15 protein-coding genes are annotated in these 15,827 nt (G+C 68.1%); 10 read left to right on the top strand and 5 right to left on the bottom strand.

The window, feature by feature from the left end:
* Positions 1-82 precede the first annotated feature (82 nt).
* From AC3WS4_RS00410 to AC3WS4_RS00435, 6 genes are all read left to right on the top strand, one after another.
* A complete protein-coding gene (locus AC3WS4_RS00410) occupies positions 83-1,414 on the top strand; it encodes a DUF3089 domain-containing protein (protein ID WP_492740296.1) in 1,332 nt (443 codons plus the stop codon).
* Between the two features lie 89 nt (positions 1,415-1,503).
* Positions 1,504-1,965 carry a Holliday junction resolvase RuvX gene (gene ruvX / locus AC3WS4_RS00415; RefSeq protein ID WP_056349821.1) on the top strand — a complete coding sequence of 154 codons (462 nt, stop codon included), beginning with the start codon at positions 1,504-1,506 and terminating at the stop codon, positions 1,963-1,965.
* Positions 1,962-2,285, top strand: a complete 324-nt coding sequence (locus tag AC3WS4_RS00420) for a DUF1294 domain-containing protein (protein WP_492740294.1) — start codon at positions 1,962-1,964, stop codon at positions 2,283-2,285. The genes ruvX and AC3WS4_RS00420 overlap by 4 nt, the downstream gene beginning before the upstream one ends.
* Before the next feature lie 136 nt (positions 2,286-2,421).
* The gene (locus AC3WS4_RS00425) at positions 2,422-3,417 is read left to right on the top strand and encodes an aspartate carbamoyltransferase catalytic subunit (RefSeq protein ID WP_492740293.1); all 996 of its coding nucleotides are present in this window, start codon (positions 2,422-2,424) and stop codon (positions 3,415-3,417) included.
* Entirely contained in the window at positions 3,414-4,631 is a 1,218-nt protein-coding gene (locus tag AC3WS4_RS00430; RefSeq protein ID WP_492740292.1) for a dihydroorotase, read from the top strand. The genes AC3WS4_RS00425 and AC3WS4_RS00430 overlap by 4 nt, the downstream gene beginning before the upstream one ends.
* 382 nt (positions 4,632-5,013) lie before the next feature.
* Positions 5,014-6,177: a helix-turn-helix transcriptional regulator gene (locus tag AC3WS4_RS00435; RefSeq protein WP_187140440.1), complete on the top strand. Its 1,164-nt coding sequence runs from the start codon at positions 5,014-5,016 to the stop codon at positions 6,175-6,177.
* A gap of 222 nt (positions 6,178-6,399) precedes the next feature.
* On the opposite strand, the gene AC3WS4_RS00440 is transcribed toward AC3WS4_RS00435, so the two are convergent.
* Genes AC3WS4_RS00440 through AC3WS4_RS00450 form a run of 3 tightly spaced genes read right to left on the bottom strand, consistent with a single transcriptional unit; the run spans position 6,400 to position 9,209 of the window.
* Positions 6,400-7,782, bottom strand: a complete 1,383-nt coding sequence (locus tag AC3WS4_RS00440; protein ID WP_492740290.1) for an SPOR domain-containing protein — start codon at positions 7,780-7,782, stop codon at positions 6,400-6,402.
* Positions 7,783-7,802: 20 nt separating this feature from the next.
* Positions 7,803-8,468, bottom strand: a complete 666-nt coding sequence (locus AC3WS4_RS00445; RefSeq protein WP_187140438.1) for a hypothetical protein — start codon at positions 8,466-8,468, stop codon at positions 7,803-7,805.
* Positions 8,469-8,483: 15 nt separating this feature from the next.
* Positions 8,484-9,209 carry an AAA family ATPase gene (locus AC3WS4_RS00450; protein ID WP_056349814.1) on the bottom strand — a complete coding sequence of 242 codons (726 nt, stop codon included), beginning with the start codon at positions 9,207-9,209 and terminating at the stop codon, positions 8,484-8,486.
* A 259-nt stretch (positions 9,210-9,468) separates the two neighbouring features.
* Here AC3WS4_RS00450 and AC3WS4_RS00455 point away from each other — a divergent pair, with 259 nt between their 5' ends.
* Complete coding sequence (locus AC3WS4_RS00455) at positions 9,469-10,791, top strand: SPOR domain-containing protein (RefSeq protein ID WP_492740289.1); 1,323 nt, start codon at positions 9,469-9,471, stop codon at positions 10,789-10,791.
* A gap of 158 nt (positions 10,792-10,949) precedes the next feature.
* Here AC3WS4_RS00455 and AC3WS4_RS00460 read toward each other — a convergent pair whose 3' ends face one another.
* Together AC3WS4_RS00460 and serB are read right to left on the bottom strand one after the other, a co-directional pair.
* Positions 10,950-11,300, bottom strand: coding sequence for a DUF2200 domain-containing protein (locus tag AC3WS4_RS00460; RefSeq protein ID WP_492740288.1), 351 nt, complete (start codon positions 11,298-11,300; stop codon positions 10,950-10,952).
* Positions 11,301-11,417: 117 nt separating this feature from the next.
* The gene (gene serB / locus AC3WS4_RS00465) at positions 11,418-12,302 is read right to left on the bottom strand and encodes a phosphoserine phosphatase SerB (protein WP_492740287.1); all 885 of its coding nucleotides are present in this window, start codon (positions 12,300-12,302) and stop codon (positions 11,418-11,420) included.
* Between serB and miaA the strand changes: the two genes are divergently transcribed.
* The 3 genes from miaA to ilvN all read left to right on the top strand — a co-directional run bounded on the left by miaA (position 12,301) and on the right by ilvN (position 15,746).
* Positions 12,301-13,260, top strand: a complete 960-nt coding sequence (gene miaA, locus AC3WS4_RS00470; protein WP_492740286.1) for a tRNA (adenosine(37)-N6)-dimethylallyltransferase MiaA — start codon at positions 12,301-12,303, stop codon at positions 13,258-13,260. The two genes, serB and miaA, sit on opposite strands and share 2 nt — an antisense overlap.
* Positions 13,261-13,345: 85 nt before the next feature.
* Positions 13,346-15,100 carry an acetolactate synthase 3 large subunit gene (locus tag AC3WS4_RS00475; RefSeq protein ID WP_492740285.1) on the top strand — a complete coding sequence of 585 codons (1,755 nt, stop codon included), beginning with the start codon at positions 13,346-13,348 and terminating at the stop codon, positions 15,098-15,100.
* Positions 15,101-15,230: 130 nt separating this feature from the next.
* Positions 15,231-15,746 (top strand): acetolactate synthase small subunit, encoded by a 516-nt coding sequence (gene ilvN, locus AC3WS4_RS00480; protein WP_056349802.1) that lies wholly within the window; start codon positions 15,231-15,233, stop codon positions 15,744-15,746.
* Positions 15,747-15,827 lie beyond the last annotated feature (81 nt).

Here is a 15,827-nt window from a genome sequence, read left to right on the forward strand (position 1 = left end):
CGAGGGGCGGCTCGACTTCAAGCGATCCGAACGGGTAAAGAGGCGCCGAACCCCATCTCTCCCCGTCCCCAATGGAGCCCAAATGGCCCGCAAGTTCCTCTACCTCATCGCCGCCGTCATCTTCCTCATCCTCGGCGTCGGTCTTGCCTATCAATTCGCGCCGGGCTGGTTCGCGCGCACCGCGCTGGTGCCCAGCGCCGAATTCGTCGAACAGACCGCGGCGGCGCCCAATGCCTATGACGATCCGAAAATGTGGTTCTCGCGCCCCGGTCTCGAAAACGACCCGTCGGACTGGCGCCCGCCCGCCGAAGGCGACGAAGCCCGCGCCCCCGACAGCGCCAAGGCGGCGACCGACAAGCTGATCCCGCCCGCGAGGGCCGCCACCGCGGCCACACCGGCCGAAACCGCATCGGCGGACATCGCCCCGCCAAAGGGCGACGCCGCGATCTTCTTTGTCCACCCGACCAGCTATTACAGCCGGTCGAGCTGGAACGCCCCGCTCGACGACCGCGACGCCAATTACCGCGCGACTTTGTTCATGCAGGGCATGGCGAGCGCATTCGGCGATGCCGGCGAAGTCTGGGCTCCGCGTTATCGCCAGGCGACGCTCGGCGCCTTCCTCGCCGAGGACCGCGTCACCGCGGGCAAGGCGATCGATGCCGCCTATCGCGACGTCGAACAGGCGTTCGACGCGTTTCTGGAAAACATCCCCAAGAACAAGCCGATCATCCTCGCGGGCCACAGCCAGGGCGCGCTGCACCTCACCACCCTGCTCAAGAACCGCATCGCGGGCACCCCGCTCGCCAAGCGCATCGTCGCCGCCTACATCATCGGCTGGCCGGTCAGCGTCGACACCGACCTCGCCGGGCTCGGCCTGCCCGCCTGCGAGACCCCCGAACAAAAGGGCTGTATCCTCAGCTGGGCGAGCTTCGCCGAACCCGCCGATCCGTCGATGGTGCTGGGCGCCTATGACGGCACCGTCGGCTTCGACGGCCGCCCGCGCCGCGACACGCGCATGCTCTGCACCAACCCGATCACCGGCATCCCCGACACGACGGCGAAAGCAAAGGCCAACATCGGCACGCTCAAGCCGATCGACGGGTTCAAGGGTGGCTCGCTGATCGCGGGCAAGATCGGTGCCCGATGCGACGACACGCGCGGCCTGCTGATGGTCGGCAACGCCGATATCGCCAAGGACTATGCGCCGAGCTATGTGCTGCCGGGCAACAACTACCACGTCTTCGACATCACCCTGTTCTGGGCGAATGTCCGCGCCGATGTGCTGCGGCGGCTGGCGACCTATGAAGGCAAACCCTCGCCGGTGCCGCCGGCGGCGGAGCCGGTAGCGGTGCCCGCGGCGGCGACGCCAACGCCCAAAACCCCTACCTCTCCGACCTCGTCATCCCGGACTTGATCCGGGATCCATGGCCCGATCTCGCGACCTCGGGCCATGGATGCTGAAACAAGTTCAGCATGACGAAAATAGGGGATAGAGGCAGGTCGATGATCACCACCGCCGCCCCCGATTTCGCCGCCACGCTGCCGAACGGCGGCCGCCTGATGGGCCTCGACGTCGGCACCAAGACCATCGGCGTCGCCGTCTGCGACGCCGGCTGGTCCTTCGCGACCCCCGACAAGACGATCATCCGCAAGAAATTCACCGCCGACCTCGCGACGATCCGGGCCTTCGTCACTACGCAATCGGTCGTCGGCCTCGTCGTCGGCCTGCCGCTCAACATGGACGGCAGCGACAGCCCGCGCACCCAGTCGACCCGCGCCTTCGCGCGCAACCTCCTCCCCCTCGCCCTGCCGATCCTGCTCTGGGACGAACGCTGGTCGACCGCCGCGGTCGAACGCGCGATGATCGCCGCCGACGTCAGCCGCGCCAAGCGCGCCGAACGCGTCGACAGCGCCGCCGCCGCCTTCATCCTGCAGGGCGCGATCGACGCGCTCACGCGCGGATGACCCCATATATCGTCTACTGGCTGATCGCGGCCAACCTTATCGCCTTTGTCCTGATGGTGCTCGACAAGCAGAAGGCAGAGGCCGGCGACCGGCGCATTCCCGAAGCGACGCTCCTCCTCTGGGCCTTCCTTGGCGGGGCGTTCGGCACCGTCCTTGCCGCGCGCCTCGTGCGCCACAAGACGCGCAAACAGCCCTTCGCGACCTGGATGCTGATCTGGCTCTGGCTCGAGATCATCCTGATCCTCGCCTGGTGGCTCGGGCTTCTCGATCAATTGATCCTCCCTGTCGCGCAGCGATGGGGAGGGGGACCGCTCGCATAGCGAGTGGTGGAGGGGCCAGCAGCGCCGCGCCATAGCCCCTCCGTCAGCGCTTCGCGCTGCCACCTCCCCATGGCTTCGCCACAGGGAGGATCACGACTTGCGATTCTCGCAACTCCTGCGTAGACGCTCGGCTTTAATGACAACCTCCACCACCCGACCCGCCAGCGACTATCCGCCCGGCGGCGATGCCTTTCGCCATCGCCACCTGATCGGCATCGCGCAGCTGACCCCGTGGGAGATCAGCTATGTCCTCGACGCCGCCGAGCAATGGGTCGAACTCAATCGCAGCGGCGCCGCGAAGCACGACGACCGGCTCGCGGGCCTCACGATTATCAACGCCTTTTTCGAGAACTCCACGCGCACCCTGCTGTCGTTCGAAATCGCCGGCAAACGCCTCGGCGCCGACGTCGTCAACATGCACGCCGCGCAGTCGAGTGTGAAAAAGGGCGAGACGCTGATCGACACCGCGATGACGCTGAACGCGATGCGCGCCGACGCGATGGTGATCCGTCATGCGTCATCGGGCGCGGTCCAACTCATCGCCGACAAGGTCGACTGCCCCGTCCTCAACGCCGGTGACGGCCGCCACGAGCATCCGACCCAGGCTTTGCTCGACGCGCTCACCATCCGCCGCCGCAAGGGCAAGGTCGAGGGGCTGACGATCGCGATCTGCGGCGACGTGCTGCACAGCCGCGTCGCGCGCTCGAACATCCTCGCGCTCACCCTGCTCGGCAACGAGGTGCGCATCGTCGCGCCGCCGACGCTGACCCCGCCCGCGATCGAGCGCATGCATGTGACCAGCTTCACCGACATGGACGAAGGCATAAGGGACGCCGACGTCGTGATGATGCTCCGCCTCCAGAACGAGCGCATGGACGGCGCCTATTTGCCGTCGCCACGCGAATATCACGCGCTCTACGGCCTCACCCCCAAACGCCTCGAAAAAGCCAAACCCGATGCGATCGTCATGCACCCCGGCCCGATGAACCGCGGGGTCGAGATCGACAGCAGCGTCGCCGACGATCCCGTCCGCTCGACGATCACCGAACAGGTCGAAATGGGGGTCGCGGTGCGCATGGCGTGCCTCGACATCCTCACGCGCCGCAAGCGGGGAGTAGCAGGATGGGCGTGACCCCGCTTCACATCGTCAACGCGCTGCTGGTCGACGGCGACACGCCGCGCCCGGGCAGCCTGCTCGCGGCGGGTGGCCGCATCGCCGCGATCGACCCGACCGAGCTTCCCGATGGCACCGAAACCGTCGATGCCAGGGGCCAGTGGCTCGCCCCCGGGATCATCGACCTCGGCGTCTTCGCGACCGACAAGCCCGCCTTCCATTTCGGCGGCATCACCCGCGCCGCGCTGATGCCCGACAGCGGCCCGCTCGACGGTGCCGGCCTTGTCGAGCGCGCCGCCAAGGGCGGCAAGCCCGACCTGTGGGTCCATCCGATCGCCGCCGCGACCAAGGGCCTCGAAGGCCGGGAACTCGCCGAAATCGGACTGATGAAACAGGCCGGCGCGCGCGCCATCGCCACCGGCCGCGCCCGCATCGCCGACAGCGGCGTCATGCGCCGCGTGCTGAGCTATGCCGCCGCGCTCGGTCTCGTCACGATCATCCACGCCGAGGACGAGGGCCTCACCGCCGGCGCCGTCGCGACCGATGGCGAGATGGCGACCCGCCTCGGCCTCGCCTCCGCCCCCGCCATCGCCGAGGCGATCGCGATCGCCCGCGACCTCGCGCTCGTCGAGGAAACCGGCGCCCCCGTCCATTTCCGCCAGGTCACCACCGCGCGCGGGCTCGACCTGATCCGCGCCGCCAAGGCGAAGGGCCTGCCCGTCCTCTGCGGCATCACCCCGGCGCACCTGCTGCTGTCCGACACCGCGATCGGCGATTTCCGCACCTTCGCGCGCCTCTCGCCGCCGCTCCGGTCGGAGGATGATCGCCACGCGTGCCTCGCCGCGATCGCCGACGGCACGATCGACGTCCTCGCCTCGGGCCACGACCCGCGCGGCCCCGAGGACAAGCGCCTCCCCTTCGCCGAAGCTTTGCCCGGCATGGCCGGCGCCGAAACGCTGCTCGCGCTCGGCCTGAATCTCGTCCGCGACGGTCATGTCACGCCCGGCCGCCTGTTCGAACTGCTCGCGGCCACCCCCGCCGGCCTGCTCGGCGTCGAAGCCGGAAAACTCGCGACGGGCAAGGAGGCCGACCTCATCCTCATCGACGCCGACACGCCCTGGCAGGTCGATGCGAAAAAGATGGCGGCATGGGCCGGCAACACCCCCTTCGACGGCATGCCGGTCCAGGGCCGCGCGACCGCACTCTGGAAGGGTGGCCAAAGAATTCGCTGACGCACTGACGATAGGAAGCGCCCTCTTTCCGCTCGTGTCGAGCGAAGTCGAGACACCCATCGGGGCAGCGCAAGGCCTAGGGGCATCTCGACTTCGCTCGATGCGAACGGGACCGGGGTGCGCGCGCTGAAATGCGCGGCCCGCTCACCCACAAAAAGAAGCCCGCCGGGAAACCGACGGGCTTCAAGAAAAACAGGATGGCCGTTTCCGGCCATCCTGTGCTTGGGTCGCCCCCATGGAATGACCCATTTGACCCCCGCTCGCGCTACCCATATGGGTAGGATCGAAACTTTTTTGCAGGATATGATTATCCGCTGATAAATGGGGACATTCTTCCCCATCCGACCGTCCCGCCCACCGCTGTCGTCTTTTGGGGAAGCCGATGCCGAACGATCAGGTCCAGATTGCGCCGTCCGGCCATAATGCGTCGGCCGAATGGGAGGTCCTCAACGGGCTGATCGGCGAGATTTACGATTCGGTGCTGCACCCCGAACGCTGGAACGAAACCCTCGCCAACATCAGCAACGCGCTCTGCCCGCTGAGCTGGGACGCCGCCTTCATCCTGTGGGAAAGCAGCAATCCGCCCGGCGCCCGTTTCGTCGCGGCGACCGGGCTCGCCGCCGGGGTGCAGGAAATCTATGCCGCGGTCTATGCCGGGCGCCATGAATGGTCGCACAAGATGATGCGCTACGGCAATGGCAGCGTCATCGACAGCAACGACATCATGACCCGCGAAGAGTTTGCCGAGACCGAATTTTCGCGCAATTTCCTGGCCCCCTGGGGGATCGACCGCCTGATCGCGGTGCTGCTCGACCGTCGGGGCGGCGAGCGTCTGGGGCTATTGCTCCCCGGCCCCGGCGACCGCGATGTCGACCGGCTGAAGCGCGGTCTGCGCACGCTCGCGCCGCACATCCAGCGCGCGATGCGGATCAGCGACCGCCTCGCCACGCTCGAACTCGCCGCCGGCGCCGCACGCGCGGCCGCCGACGCCGCGCCCTTCGCGATCTTCAGCCTCGACGACCAGCTCAACATCCTCGCCGCCAATAGCCGCGCCGGGCAATATGAAAAGGCGGGCTTCATCCACATCGCGGGCGACCGCTTCGCCTTCGCCCATCCCGCCAGCCAGAAACGGCTGCACGACCTCTTGCGCAGCCCCAATCCGGCCGGGCTCGCCTTTCAGGCGCTCGGCAAGGACGACCGCGAATGCCCCGTGCTCGTCGCGCGCATCACCCGGCAATCGGCGCCGCAGATCGGCGGCGTCGTGCTCGGCGCGTCGCTGATCGTCACGTTGGGCAGCGCGCCCGGCGAGACCCCGGTGGTCGAGGTCGACCGCGTCGCGCAATGGTTCGGCCTCACCCCGTCCGAAGCGCGCCTCGCGGTCGCGCTCGTTGCCGGCCAGTCGGTGCAGGACTATGCCGCGCGGCGCGCGATCAGCGTCAACGCCGCGCGCTTCCTGCTCAAAGGCGTGTTCCGCAAGACCGGCGCGACCAGCCAGGCCCAGCTCGTCGCCACCCTCGCGCGGCTGCCGGCGGCGAAGGACGGGTAATCCAAATCCTCCCTGTCGCGTAGCGATGGGGAGGGGGACCGCCGCGAAGCGGTGGTGGAGGGGCCGAAACCTTGCACGACGCCTGACGGCGTCGGCCCCTCCGTCAGCGCTTCGCGCTGCCACCTCCCCATGGCTTCGCCACAGGGAGGATGATCAAAAGCAAAAGGGGCGCAGCCTCGCGGCCACGCCCCCTCGTCTCTCCCAAAACCGGAAAGCGCTATATCAGCGCGACGCCAGCCGCACCGGGGTGCCGCGCGCGGCCCACTGGATGCTCTCGCTGCCGCCCATCTGGCGGATGAAACATTTCTGGCCGTCCGCGCGCAACTGGCCGCACAGCCTGTCGGCGTCGGCGCGCGTCTTGATGCCGTTGACGGTCAGACGATAGAAGGTGCGGCCCTTCACGGTCGCGGCGTGGCTCGACGCCGGGAAATTCGCCAGCATCGCGTTGCGCGACTTCAGCGAACCCCATTTTTCCTTGGCGATGCCCAAGCTGTCATAGGCGCCCAGCTGCACCGCCCAGCCCGCGGGCTTTTTGGCGTCGAAGGCCAGCTGCGGCAGGAATTTGGTCGCCAGCGCGCGCGCTTCTTCGTGGAACGGACGCGCGGCGGCGGCTTCGCCCGCGACGCGCGGCGCGGCGCGATAGGGCGCGGCGTTGGCCATGATCACGGGGGCGGCGGCGGGCACCGGCAGTTCGGTGACCGGCACGACGCCATTGGCATCGCGCTGCGGCATCGGCAGTTCGACAGTACGGATCGCGGCGGCTTCGACCGCCGGCGGCGGCGGCGCGAAGCTGTCGACCGGCGCCGGATCGGCGCTCGCCAGCACCATCGGCGCGTCGGCGGCGGCCATCTGCGTGCCGGTGAAATTGCTGAGCGCGAGGCGCACCGGCATCCCGCCATCGGCCTGCGCGGTCACGCCGATCAGGCTCGCGACGCGCAACGCACTGTTGTTGTCATTGGCGAGCTTCGACCATTCGGCCATCCGCCCCTCGACCTTGTCGAGCGACAGGTCCTGCGACGCCAAGATGCGCGCCTGCGCCCAGCGGCCCGACAGCGCGAGCGCGAGCGCGAGATTCTGGCGCGTGCGCGCGGTGGCGCCTTCGGCGCGGGCCGCTTCGCTCAGCACATAGATCGCCGACTCGCTGTCGCCCGCGAGCGCCAGCGCCAGCCCCATGTCGGGTGCGGGCAAGATATCGCGATGCGCGTTGAGCAGCGCCATCGCTTCGCTCGTCTTGTTCTGCGCGAGGTTGGCGAGGGTCAGCGCGATCACCGTATTGGCATCGGTGGTGCCCAATTCCATCGCTTCGGTCAGCGCGGCGGAGGCCGAGGCGAACCGTCCGTCGCTGAGGTAAGCCTGGCCGAGCAGCGCGCGATAGGCGCCGTCGCGCGGGCTCGCCGCGACCGCGGCTTCGGCGTAGGCGACAGCCTTGCTGACCTTGCCGTCGGTAAGCGCGTCGCGCGCCTTGTCGGCGGACTTCACTGCGGTTTCGGGTTTGCCGAGTGCGTTCGACGGCGCATTCGCCATCTTGTTCATGCTGCAGCCGGTGGTCGTGAGGCCGAGCACAAAGCCCGACACGGCAAGCTTCATCAGCATATTGCGGTTCATGACAGGTCCCCCTTGTTCACTTAGGACTGCATCGTCCGGCGCGACGGGCGCGTGGCCGGCAGGCGGCTCGCCATCGCGTCGATTTCGGGCAGCGTTGACAGAAATTCGTCGAGCAGATCGGTCAGGATCACCTGCGAAGAGCGGTTGGTCACCGCGCTCGCCAGCCGCAGCCGCAGATGGCGTTCGGCGTCGAGGCGCAGCGTGAACGCGGCCTTGTCGCGGGCGCGCAGGGCGCGCGACGCGCGCGGCGCCTTCGGCTCGGCGGGCCGCGCTTCGACCTTGCGCGCTACCGCGGCGACGCGGTCGCTCAGCGATTCCTGCTGGCGGACGATTTCGGGAATGACCGGCAACGGCGCGGGGACGAATTCCTCGGCGGCTTCGCTTTCGCCGAGCCAATCGACGACCTCGTGGCCGGCGCTGTCCTCGACCGCATGTTCGGCCTCCAGATTATGTTCGGGCACCGATCCGCTGAGCAAAGGCTTCAGGTCGACCATATGCGTCGGTTCGCTCGACTGTACCGGGTCGACGTCATAGCCCATGTCGTTCCAGCCCAGGTCGTCGTAACCGACCGTGTTGACCGGAACCGGGCCGCTGCCGAGCGGCTGGCGGCGCATCGCGGGGCGCGCGGCGCCCTTGCGGGCGAGCAGGCCGGCGTTCAGCGATGCGAGGGGTTTGGGTTCGCCCATGGCTTCCATCTCCCCTTACTGACCGGCGATGCGGCGGCCGAAACCACCGCCCATCGGACGGACGGCGCCATAGCCGCCTTGCGACGGCATCGGCGCACCGCTGAACACGGTGCGGCGGAAATTCTTTTCCAGCCGGTCGTTCATATAGGACCAGAGCTGGCGGATCTCGTCGGCCGAGCGGCCGTTGGGGTCGACCTCCATCACCGTGCGGCCGTCGATCATCGACGCGGCATAATCGGTGCGGTGGTGCAAGGTGATCGGGGCAACGGTGCCATGCTGCGACAGCGCGACCGCGGCCTCACTGGTGATCTTGGCTTTCGGCGTCGCGCCGTTGACGACGAACACCAGCGGTTTGCCGGCGCGTTCGCATAGGTCGACGGTGGCGCCGACGGCGCGCAAATCGTGCGGGCTGGGGCGTGTCGGGACGACGATCAGCTCGGCAACCCCGATGACGCTCTGGATCGCCATGGTGATCGCCGGCGGCGTATCGATGACCGCGAGCTTGAAGCCCTGCTGGCGCAGGATTTCGAGGTCCGAGGCGAGCCGTGCGACCGTGGTCTGGGCAAAGGCCGGAAGGTCGGTTTCGCGCTCGTTCCACCAGTCGGCGAGCGAACCCTGCGGATCGATATCGATCAGGACAACGGGCCCTGCTCCGGCGAGTTGGGCCTGCACCGCAAGGTGCCCCGACAATGTCGTCTTACCCGACCCGCCCTTTTGTGAAGCCAATGCCAAAACGCGCACAGCTGTCCCCCTAATGTGACCACGAATTGGCGGTGGAATGCCACGCGGGGGCCTAAGATTGGGTTAACGATGTGAAAATGACGGTAAACGGTCCGTTGGACATCATGGTAAACAGCGACTTAAGATAAAACTGTGCCGTATCGGATCAGAAACACTCTGGTCGACGCGTCGCTAACGGGGTGTTAGCCATTACCCCCTAGCGCCGGGCCGGGGACTGTCGCCGCCCGGGTCCGGGCTGCTGACGTCAGTGGAGATTGTCATGCGTCTATTCCGCACCATCGCCTTGCTTCCGTTGCTGTCGGTTGCGATGTCCGCCGCACCCGCCATCGCGGCGCCCGCGACGCCCGCGGCGAGCAAGCCCGCCGCCGCGACGCCCAGCGTCAAGGACGGCGTCGATCAATGGGAGGCCGGCAACGCCCAGCAGGCGGTGTCGATCTGGCGCCCGCTCGCGCTCGCTGGCGATCCCGATGCGCAATTCAATCTCGGCCAGGCGTACAAGCTCGGCCGCGGAGTCCCCGCCGACCTCGCGCAGGCCGAAAGCTGGTACCGCCGCGCCGCCAAACAGGGGCATCTTCAGGCCGAGGACAATCTCGGCCTCGTGCTCTTCACCGCCAACCGCCGCGAAGAGGCGATGCCGATGATCGTCCGCTCGGCGGCGCGCGGAGAGCCCCGCGCGCAATATGTCCTCGGCACCGCGCACTTCAACGGCGACCTCGCCGCGCAGGACTGGCCGCGCGCCTATGCGCTCACCAAGCGCGCCAGCGACGCCGGGCTCGGCATCGCCTCGGCGCGCCTCGCCCAGCTCGACAGCCTGATCCCGCTCGAACAGCGCCAGGCGGGGCTCGCGATGCTGCCCGAGATGGAAAAGGCCGAACAGCGCGAACGCCTCGCCGCGGTCAACGCCGCCGCGCCGCCGCCGCCCAGGCCCGCCGCCTCGCCGGTCAAGACCGCCAGCCTGCCCGTTTCGGTCCCCGGCACCAGCTACACGCCGCCGCCGGTGATCAAGGCCGACCCGGGTCCGCCGCCGCCCCGCGCGCCCGACCACCTGCCCGCGCCGCCGCCGCCCGAGCCGCGTCCCGCGGTGCCGCAACCGATCAAGACCGCCGAGCTGCCGCCGTCGGCCGCCGCCAACGCCGCGGCAAACGCCGCCGCCGAAGCTGCCGCTGCCGCCACCGACGCGAAGGCGGCGCCCGGCACCAGCTACGCCGCGCCGCCCGAAAGCGGCGACCTGCCCCCCGCCGCGCCGCCGAAACGCGCGGCGCCGAAACCCGTGCCCACTCCGGTGAAGGCCGCCCCGCCCAAACCGCAACCCGCCCCGCCCGCTGCTGCGGTTCACGCCGCCGGCGCGGACAATTGGCGCGCCCAGCTCGGCGCCTTTTCGCAGGACGGCAACGCCCGCAATCTGTGGGCCGCGCTCGAACGCAAATATCCCGGCCTCGCCGACCGCCAGCCCTATCTCGTCAAGAACGGCAAGCTCACCCGCCTCCAGGCCGGAAATTTCGCGACCAAGGCCGAAGCCGACAAATTCTGCGCGACCGTCGGATCGGCGAGCCAGCCCTGCGTGGTGATGCGCGGCAAATAGGCGAAACCAATCCTCCCTGTCGCGAAGCGATGGGGAGGTGGCAGCGCGAAGCGCTGACGGAGGGGCCGACGCCGTCAAAAGCTGGCGCAAGGCCGCGCCCCTCCACCACCGCTTCGCGGCGGTCCCCCTCCCCACGGCTTCGCCGCAGGGAGGAATTTCTACCCCCGCAGGATCTTCGCCATCGCCTTGCCCTTGGCAAGCTCGTCGATCAGCTTGTCGAGATAGCGGATTTCGCGCATCAGCGGCTCCTCGACAGTCTCGACCCGCACCCCGCAAACCACCCCGGTGATCAGCGACCGCGACGGGTTCAACGCCGGGGTCCGATCGAAGAAATCCTCGAAATTCGTGCCTTTCGCCAGTTCGGCTTCGAGCGCCGTCTGGCTATATCCGGTCAACCAGCGGAAAATCTCGTCGACCTCGGCCTTGGTGCGCCCCTTCTTCTCCGCCTTGGCGATATAATGCGGGTACACGCTCGCGACGCTGATCGAATAGATGCGGTGCTGGGTCATGCGATCCTCCGACCCGCACGATACCCCCCTTGCCCATCCCCGTCACCCCGGACCTGATCCGGGACCCGCCGTCATATGTCGGATTTGGGGGTGGGGAGCGGCCGTCGCCGATCGCCCCTACCCCATCACCCACTGCCGCCGCGGATAACCCTGCGCCCACAGCAATGCCGTCAGATCATGGTGCCGGATCACCGCCGCCGCCGCCGCGCCCGCCGACGGGTGCGGATAATAGCCCACGCCCAGTCCCGCCGCGGTGATCATCGGGATGTCGTTGGCGCCGTCGCCTACCGCCAGCGTCTCGGCGAGCGGCAGGCCGTGCTTCGCGGCCTCGGCCTTCAGTGTTTCCAGCTTCGCGGCGCTGTCGATAATCGGTTCGAGCACCCGCCCCGACAATTTGCCGCCCGAAATCTCCAGATGGTTGGCGACCACCTTGTCGAAGCCGATCGCCTCGCCCACCGGGTCGGCGAAGGCGGTGAAGCCCCCCGACACCAGCACCGAATAGGCGCCATGCGCCTTCATCGTCTGGATCAGCGTCCGGGCGCCGCGGGTCAGCCGCACCCGCTCCATCCGGCATTCGGCGAGCACGCCTTCGGCGAGGCCGCCGAGCAGCCCGACGCGCTCGAACAGCGCGGCGCGGAAATCGAGTTCGCCGCGCATCGCGCGCGCCGTGATCGCCGCGATCTGGTCCTTGATCCCGGCATAATCGGCGAGTTCGTCGATGCATTCGACGGTGATCATCGTCGAATCCATGTCGGCGACGATCAATTTCTTGGTCCGGTCGCCCAGCGGCTGCACCACGACGTCGAGCGCGCCATGGTCCATCTTCGCCAATTCGGCGCGCGCGCTGACCAGGCTGCCCTGGAACACGATATCGGCGGCGTCGCCGACGTCGAGCCAATGCGGCGCGCCGACCTCGTGCCCCGTCGCGTCGAGCCGGTCGATGCCTTCGCGAACCACCTCGTCGGTCAGCTTCCCGGCTGCTATCAGCGTCGCTACGAACATGGCATCTCCTTCACTCTCTTCGGCCGCGAGGCCGCCCATCGCGCTTATCGCCGGACCGACCGCCAGCGGCAAGAGCGCTTTGGCGGTGGCCCTTGCCGAGGCGCTTGGCAACGGCGTCGTGATCAACGCCGACGCCAGCCAGGTCTATGCCGACCTCGCCATCCTCTCGGCGCGTCCCTCGACCGAAGAGATGGCGGGGATTCCCCACCGCCTCTTCGGCCATATCGACGGCGCCGAGGCGCATAACGCCGCACGCTGGGCCGGCGAGGCGCGCGCGGCCATCTCGGACGCCCAAGCCGCGGATATGGTTCCCATCCTCGTCGGCGGCACCGGCCTTTATCTGCGCAGCCTGCTCTACGGCATCGCTCCCGTCCCCGAAATCGACCCCACGGTGCGCGACGCGGTGCGCGCGATGGACGTCGCCGACGCCCACGCCGCGCTCGCCGCCGCCGACCCCGCCGCCGCCGCGCGCCTCAATCCCGCCGATCGCACCCGCGTCGCCCGCGCGCTCGAGGTCGTCCGCTCGACCGGCCGCACCCTCGCCGACTGGCAGGCGGCGCAGGAGGGCGGCATCGCGGGCGACATCGCGCTCGCCCCCCTCCTCCTGCTGCCGCCGCGCGACTGGCTGCGCGCGCGCTGCGACCTGCGGCTCGAGGCGATGTTCGACGACGGCGCGATGGCCGAGGTCGAGGCTTTGCTGGCGCGCCGCCTCGACCCCGACCTCCCCGTCATGCGCGCGATCGGCGTGCCCCAGATCGCGCGATATCTGCGCGGCGCGATCGACCGCGCCGAAGCCCTCACCCTCGCCCAGGCCGCCACCCGCCAATATGCCAAGCGCCAGTTTACGTGGTTCCGCCACCAGCCACCCGCCGACTGGCCACGCCATGCGGAATCATTAAACAAGGATTCTATCAACAAAATGGCAATAATATTACGTGATATGATGTTGACAGGATAGAATCATACACCTATTGCCCGCCGACCTGTTGCAGCGCACAAGCCTCGCCTTTGTGCGCAACGATCGAGAAACGAGGAGTATAGTCGTGACGGAAATGAGTGGTGCCGACATGGTGGTTCAGGCGCTGGTCGACCTCGGGGTCGATACAGTGTTCGGCTATCCGGGCGGCGCGGTCCTTCCCATCTATGACGCGCTCTACAAGCACCCCACGATCAAGCACATCCTCGTCCGCCACGAACAGGCGGCGACCCATGCGGCGGAGGGTTATGCGCGCTCGACCGGCAAGCCCGGCGTCGTGCTCGTCACCTCGGGACCCGGCGCGACCAACGCCGTCACCGGCATCACCGACGCGCTGATGGATTCGATCCCGATGATCGTGCTCACCGGCCAGGTGTCGACCGCGCTGATCGGCACCGACGCCTTCCAGGAATGCGACACCGTCGGCATCACCCGCCACTGCACCAAGCATAATTATCTGGTGATGGACCCCGAACGCCTCGGCCCGATCCTGCACGAGGCTTTCCATATCGCGACCCACGGCCGCCCCGGCCCGGTGGTGATCGACATCCCCAAGAATGTGCAGGTCGCGACGGGCAATTATGTCATCCCCGAAAAGATCGCGCACAAAAGCTATCGCCCGCAGGTCGAGCCCGACGCCGCGGCCATCGCCGAAGCCGTCGCGCTGATCGCCGCGGCAGAACGCCCGATCTTCTACACCGGCGGCGGCGTCATCAACGCCGGCCCCGATGCCAGCGCGGCGCTGCGCCAGCTGGCGTCGCTCACCGGCGCGCCGGTCACCTCGACCCTCATGGGCCTCGGCGCCTTCCCGTGCGACGATCCCAAATGGCTCGGCATGCTCGGCATGCACGGCACCTATGAATCGAACATGGCGATGAACCGCGCCGACCTGATCATCGCGGTCGGCGCGCGCTTCGACGACCGCGTCACCGGCCGCCTCGACGCCTTCGCGCCCGAAGCCAAGAAGATCCACATCGACATCGACCGCAGCTCGATCAACAAGATCGTCGCCGTGGACCTCGCGATCGTCGGCGACGCCGGCCGCGCGCTCGACGCGATCATCGCCGGCTGGCAGGAGGCGGGCCACAAGGCGCGCGACCTCGGCGAATGGTGGCGTCGCATCGACGGCTGGCGCGCGACGCGCTGCCTCGACTTCCCCGAAAAGAAAGAGGACGCCGCCGAAATCATGCCGCAGCGCGCGGTCCGCGCGCTGTTCGACGCGACCCGCGGCCGCGACCCGATCATCACCACCGAGGTCGGCCAGCACCAGATGTGGGCGGCGCAACATTTCGGCTTTTCGGCCCCCAACCGCTGGCTCACCAGCGGCGGGCTCGGCACGATGGGCTATGGCTTTCCCGCCGCGGTCGGCGCGCAGATCGCGCACCCGAACCGCCTCGTCATCTGCGTCGCGGGCGAAGCCAGCATCCAGATGAACATCCAGGAAATGAGCACGGTCAGCCAGTACCGGCTGCCGGTGAAAATCTTCATCCTCAACAATGAATATATGGGCATGGTCCGCCAGTGGCAGGAACTGACCTATGAAAGCCGCTATTCGAACAGCTATTCGGACAGCCTGCCCGATTTCGTGAAGCTCGCCGAAGCCTATGGCTGGACGGGCCTGCGCATCGACACGCTCGGCGACCTCGAGGACGGCATCGCGAAGATGATCGACACCCCGGGACCGGTGATCGTCGACTGCCGCGTCGCCAAGCTCGCCAACTGCTTCCCGATGATCCCGTCGGGCGCCGCCCACACCGAAATGCTCCTCCAGCCGAGCGACGTCACCGGCACGATGGACGACGAAGCCAAGGCGCTGGTGTGATGCAGCAGAGCGACAATATTCTCCCCTCCCGCTTGCGGGAGGGGTCGGGGGAGGGCCTGTTGGCCAGCCCCATCCCTCAGACACGCCCTCCCCTAGCCCCTCCCGCAAGCGGGAGGGGGAAAGAACCGACATGAAAATCAAAACCGAAGCGGGCGAGCGTCACGTTCTCGCCGTCACCGTCGACAACGAGGCGGGCATTCTCGCCAAGATCACCGGGCTGTTCTCGGCGCGCGGCTATAATATCGAAAGCCTGACCGTCGCCGACATCAGCGCCGATCATGCGCTGTCGCGGATCACCATCGTCACCTCGGGTCCGCCCGCGGTGATCGACCAGATCATCGCCCAGCTCGATCGCCTCGTGCCCGTCCACAATGTCGTCGACCTCGCCGACCAGGGCGCGCATGTCGAACGCGAGATCGCGCTCGTGAAGGTCGCCGGCACCGGCGAAAAACGCATCGAGGCGCTGCGCCTCGCCGACGTTTTTCGCGCCAAGGTCGTCGACACGACGCTGACCAGCTTCATCTTCGAAATCACCGGGAACAGCGACAAGGTCGACCGCTTCATCGCGCTGATGCGCGAATGCGGGCTGGTCGAAGTCGGCCGCACCGGCGTCGTCGCCATCGCCCGCGGGGCGGAGGCGGTTTAGGAATAATTCCAACCATTGTCATTCCCGCGAAAGCGGGAACCCAGGGCGGGGTCAGCCGACGCAAGCTCTGGGTCCCCGCTT

It is taken from the genome of Sphingopyxis sp. EU05-FHT14B03 (assembly GCF_058790875.1).

Coding starts and splice junctions, on each gene's coding strand:
- AC3WS4_RS00410 (WP_492740296.1), top strand. CDS start 83: ATGGCCCGCAAGTTCCTCTACCTCATCGCCGCCGTCATCTTCCTCATC.
- ruvX (WP_056349821.1), top strand. CDS start 1,504: ATGATCACCACCGCCGCCCCCGATTTCGCCGCCACGCTGCCGAACGGC.
- AC3WS4_RS00420 (WP_492740294.1), top strand. CDS start 1,962: ATGACCCCATATATCGTCTACTGGCTGATCGCGGCCAACCTTATCGCC.
- AC3WS4_RS00425 (WP_492740293.1), top strand. CDS start 2,422: ATGACAACCTCCACCACCCGACCCGCCAGCGACTATCCGCCCGGCGGC.
- AC3WS4_RS00435 (WP_187140440.1), top strand. CDS start 5,014: ATGCCGAACGATCAGGTCCAGATTGCGCCGTCCGGCCATAATGCGTCG.
- AC3WS4_RS00440 (WP_492740290.1), bottom strand. CDS start 7,782: ATGAACCGCAATATGCTGATGAAGCTTGCCGTGTCGGGCTTTGTGCTC.
- AC3WS4_RS00445 (WP_187140438.1), bottom strand. CDS start 8,468: ATGGGCGAACCCAAACCCCTCGCATCGCTGAACGCCGGCCTGCTCGCC.
- AC3WS4_RS00455 (WP_492740289.1), top strand. CDS start 9,469: ATGCGTCTATTCCGCACCATCGCCTTGCTTCCGTTGCTGTCGGTTGCG.
- AC3WS4_RS00460 (WP_492740288.1), bottom strand. CDS start 11,300: ATGACCCAGCACCGCATCTATTCGATCAGCGTCGCGAGCGTGTACCCG.
- miaA (WP_492740286.1), top strand. CDS start 12,301: ATGGCATCTCCTTCACTCTCTTCGGCCGCGAGGCCGCCCATCGCGCTT.
- serB (WP_492740287.1), bottom strand. CDS start 12,302: ATGTTCGTAGCGACGCTGATAGCAGCCGGGAAGCTGACCGACGAGGTG.
- ilvN (WP_056349802.1), top strand. CDS start 15,231: ATGAAAATCAAAACCGAAGCGGGCGAGCGTCACGTTCTCGCCGTCACC.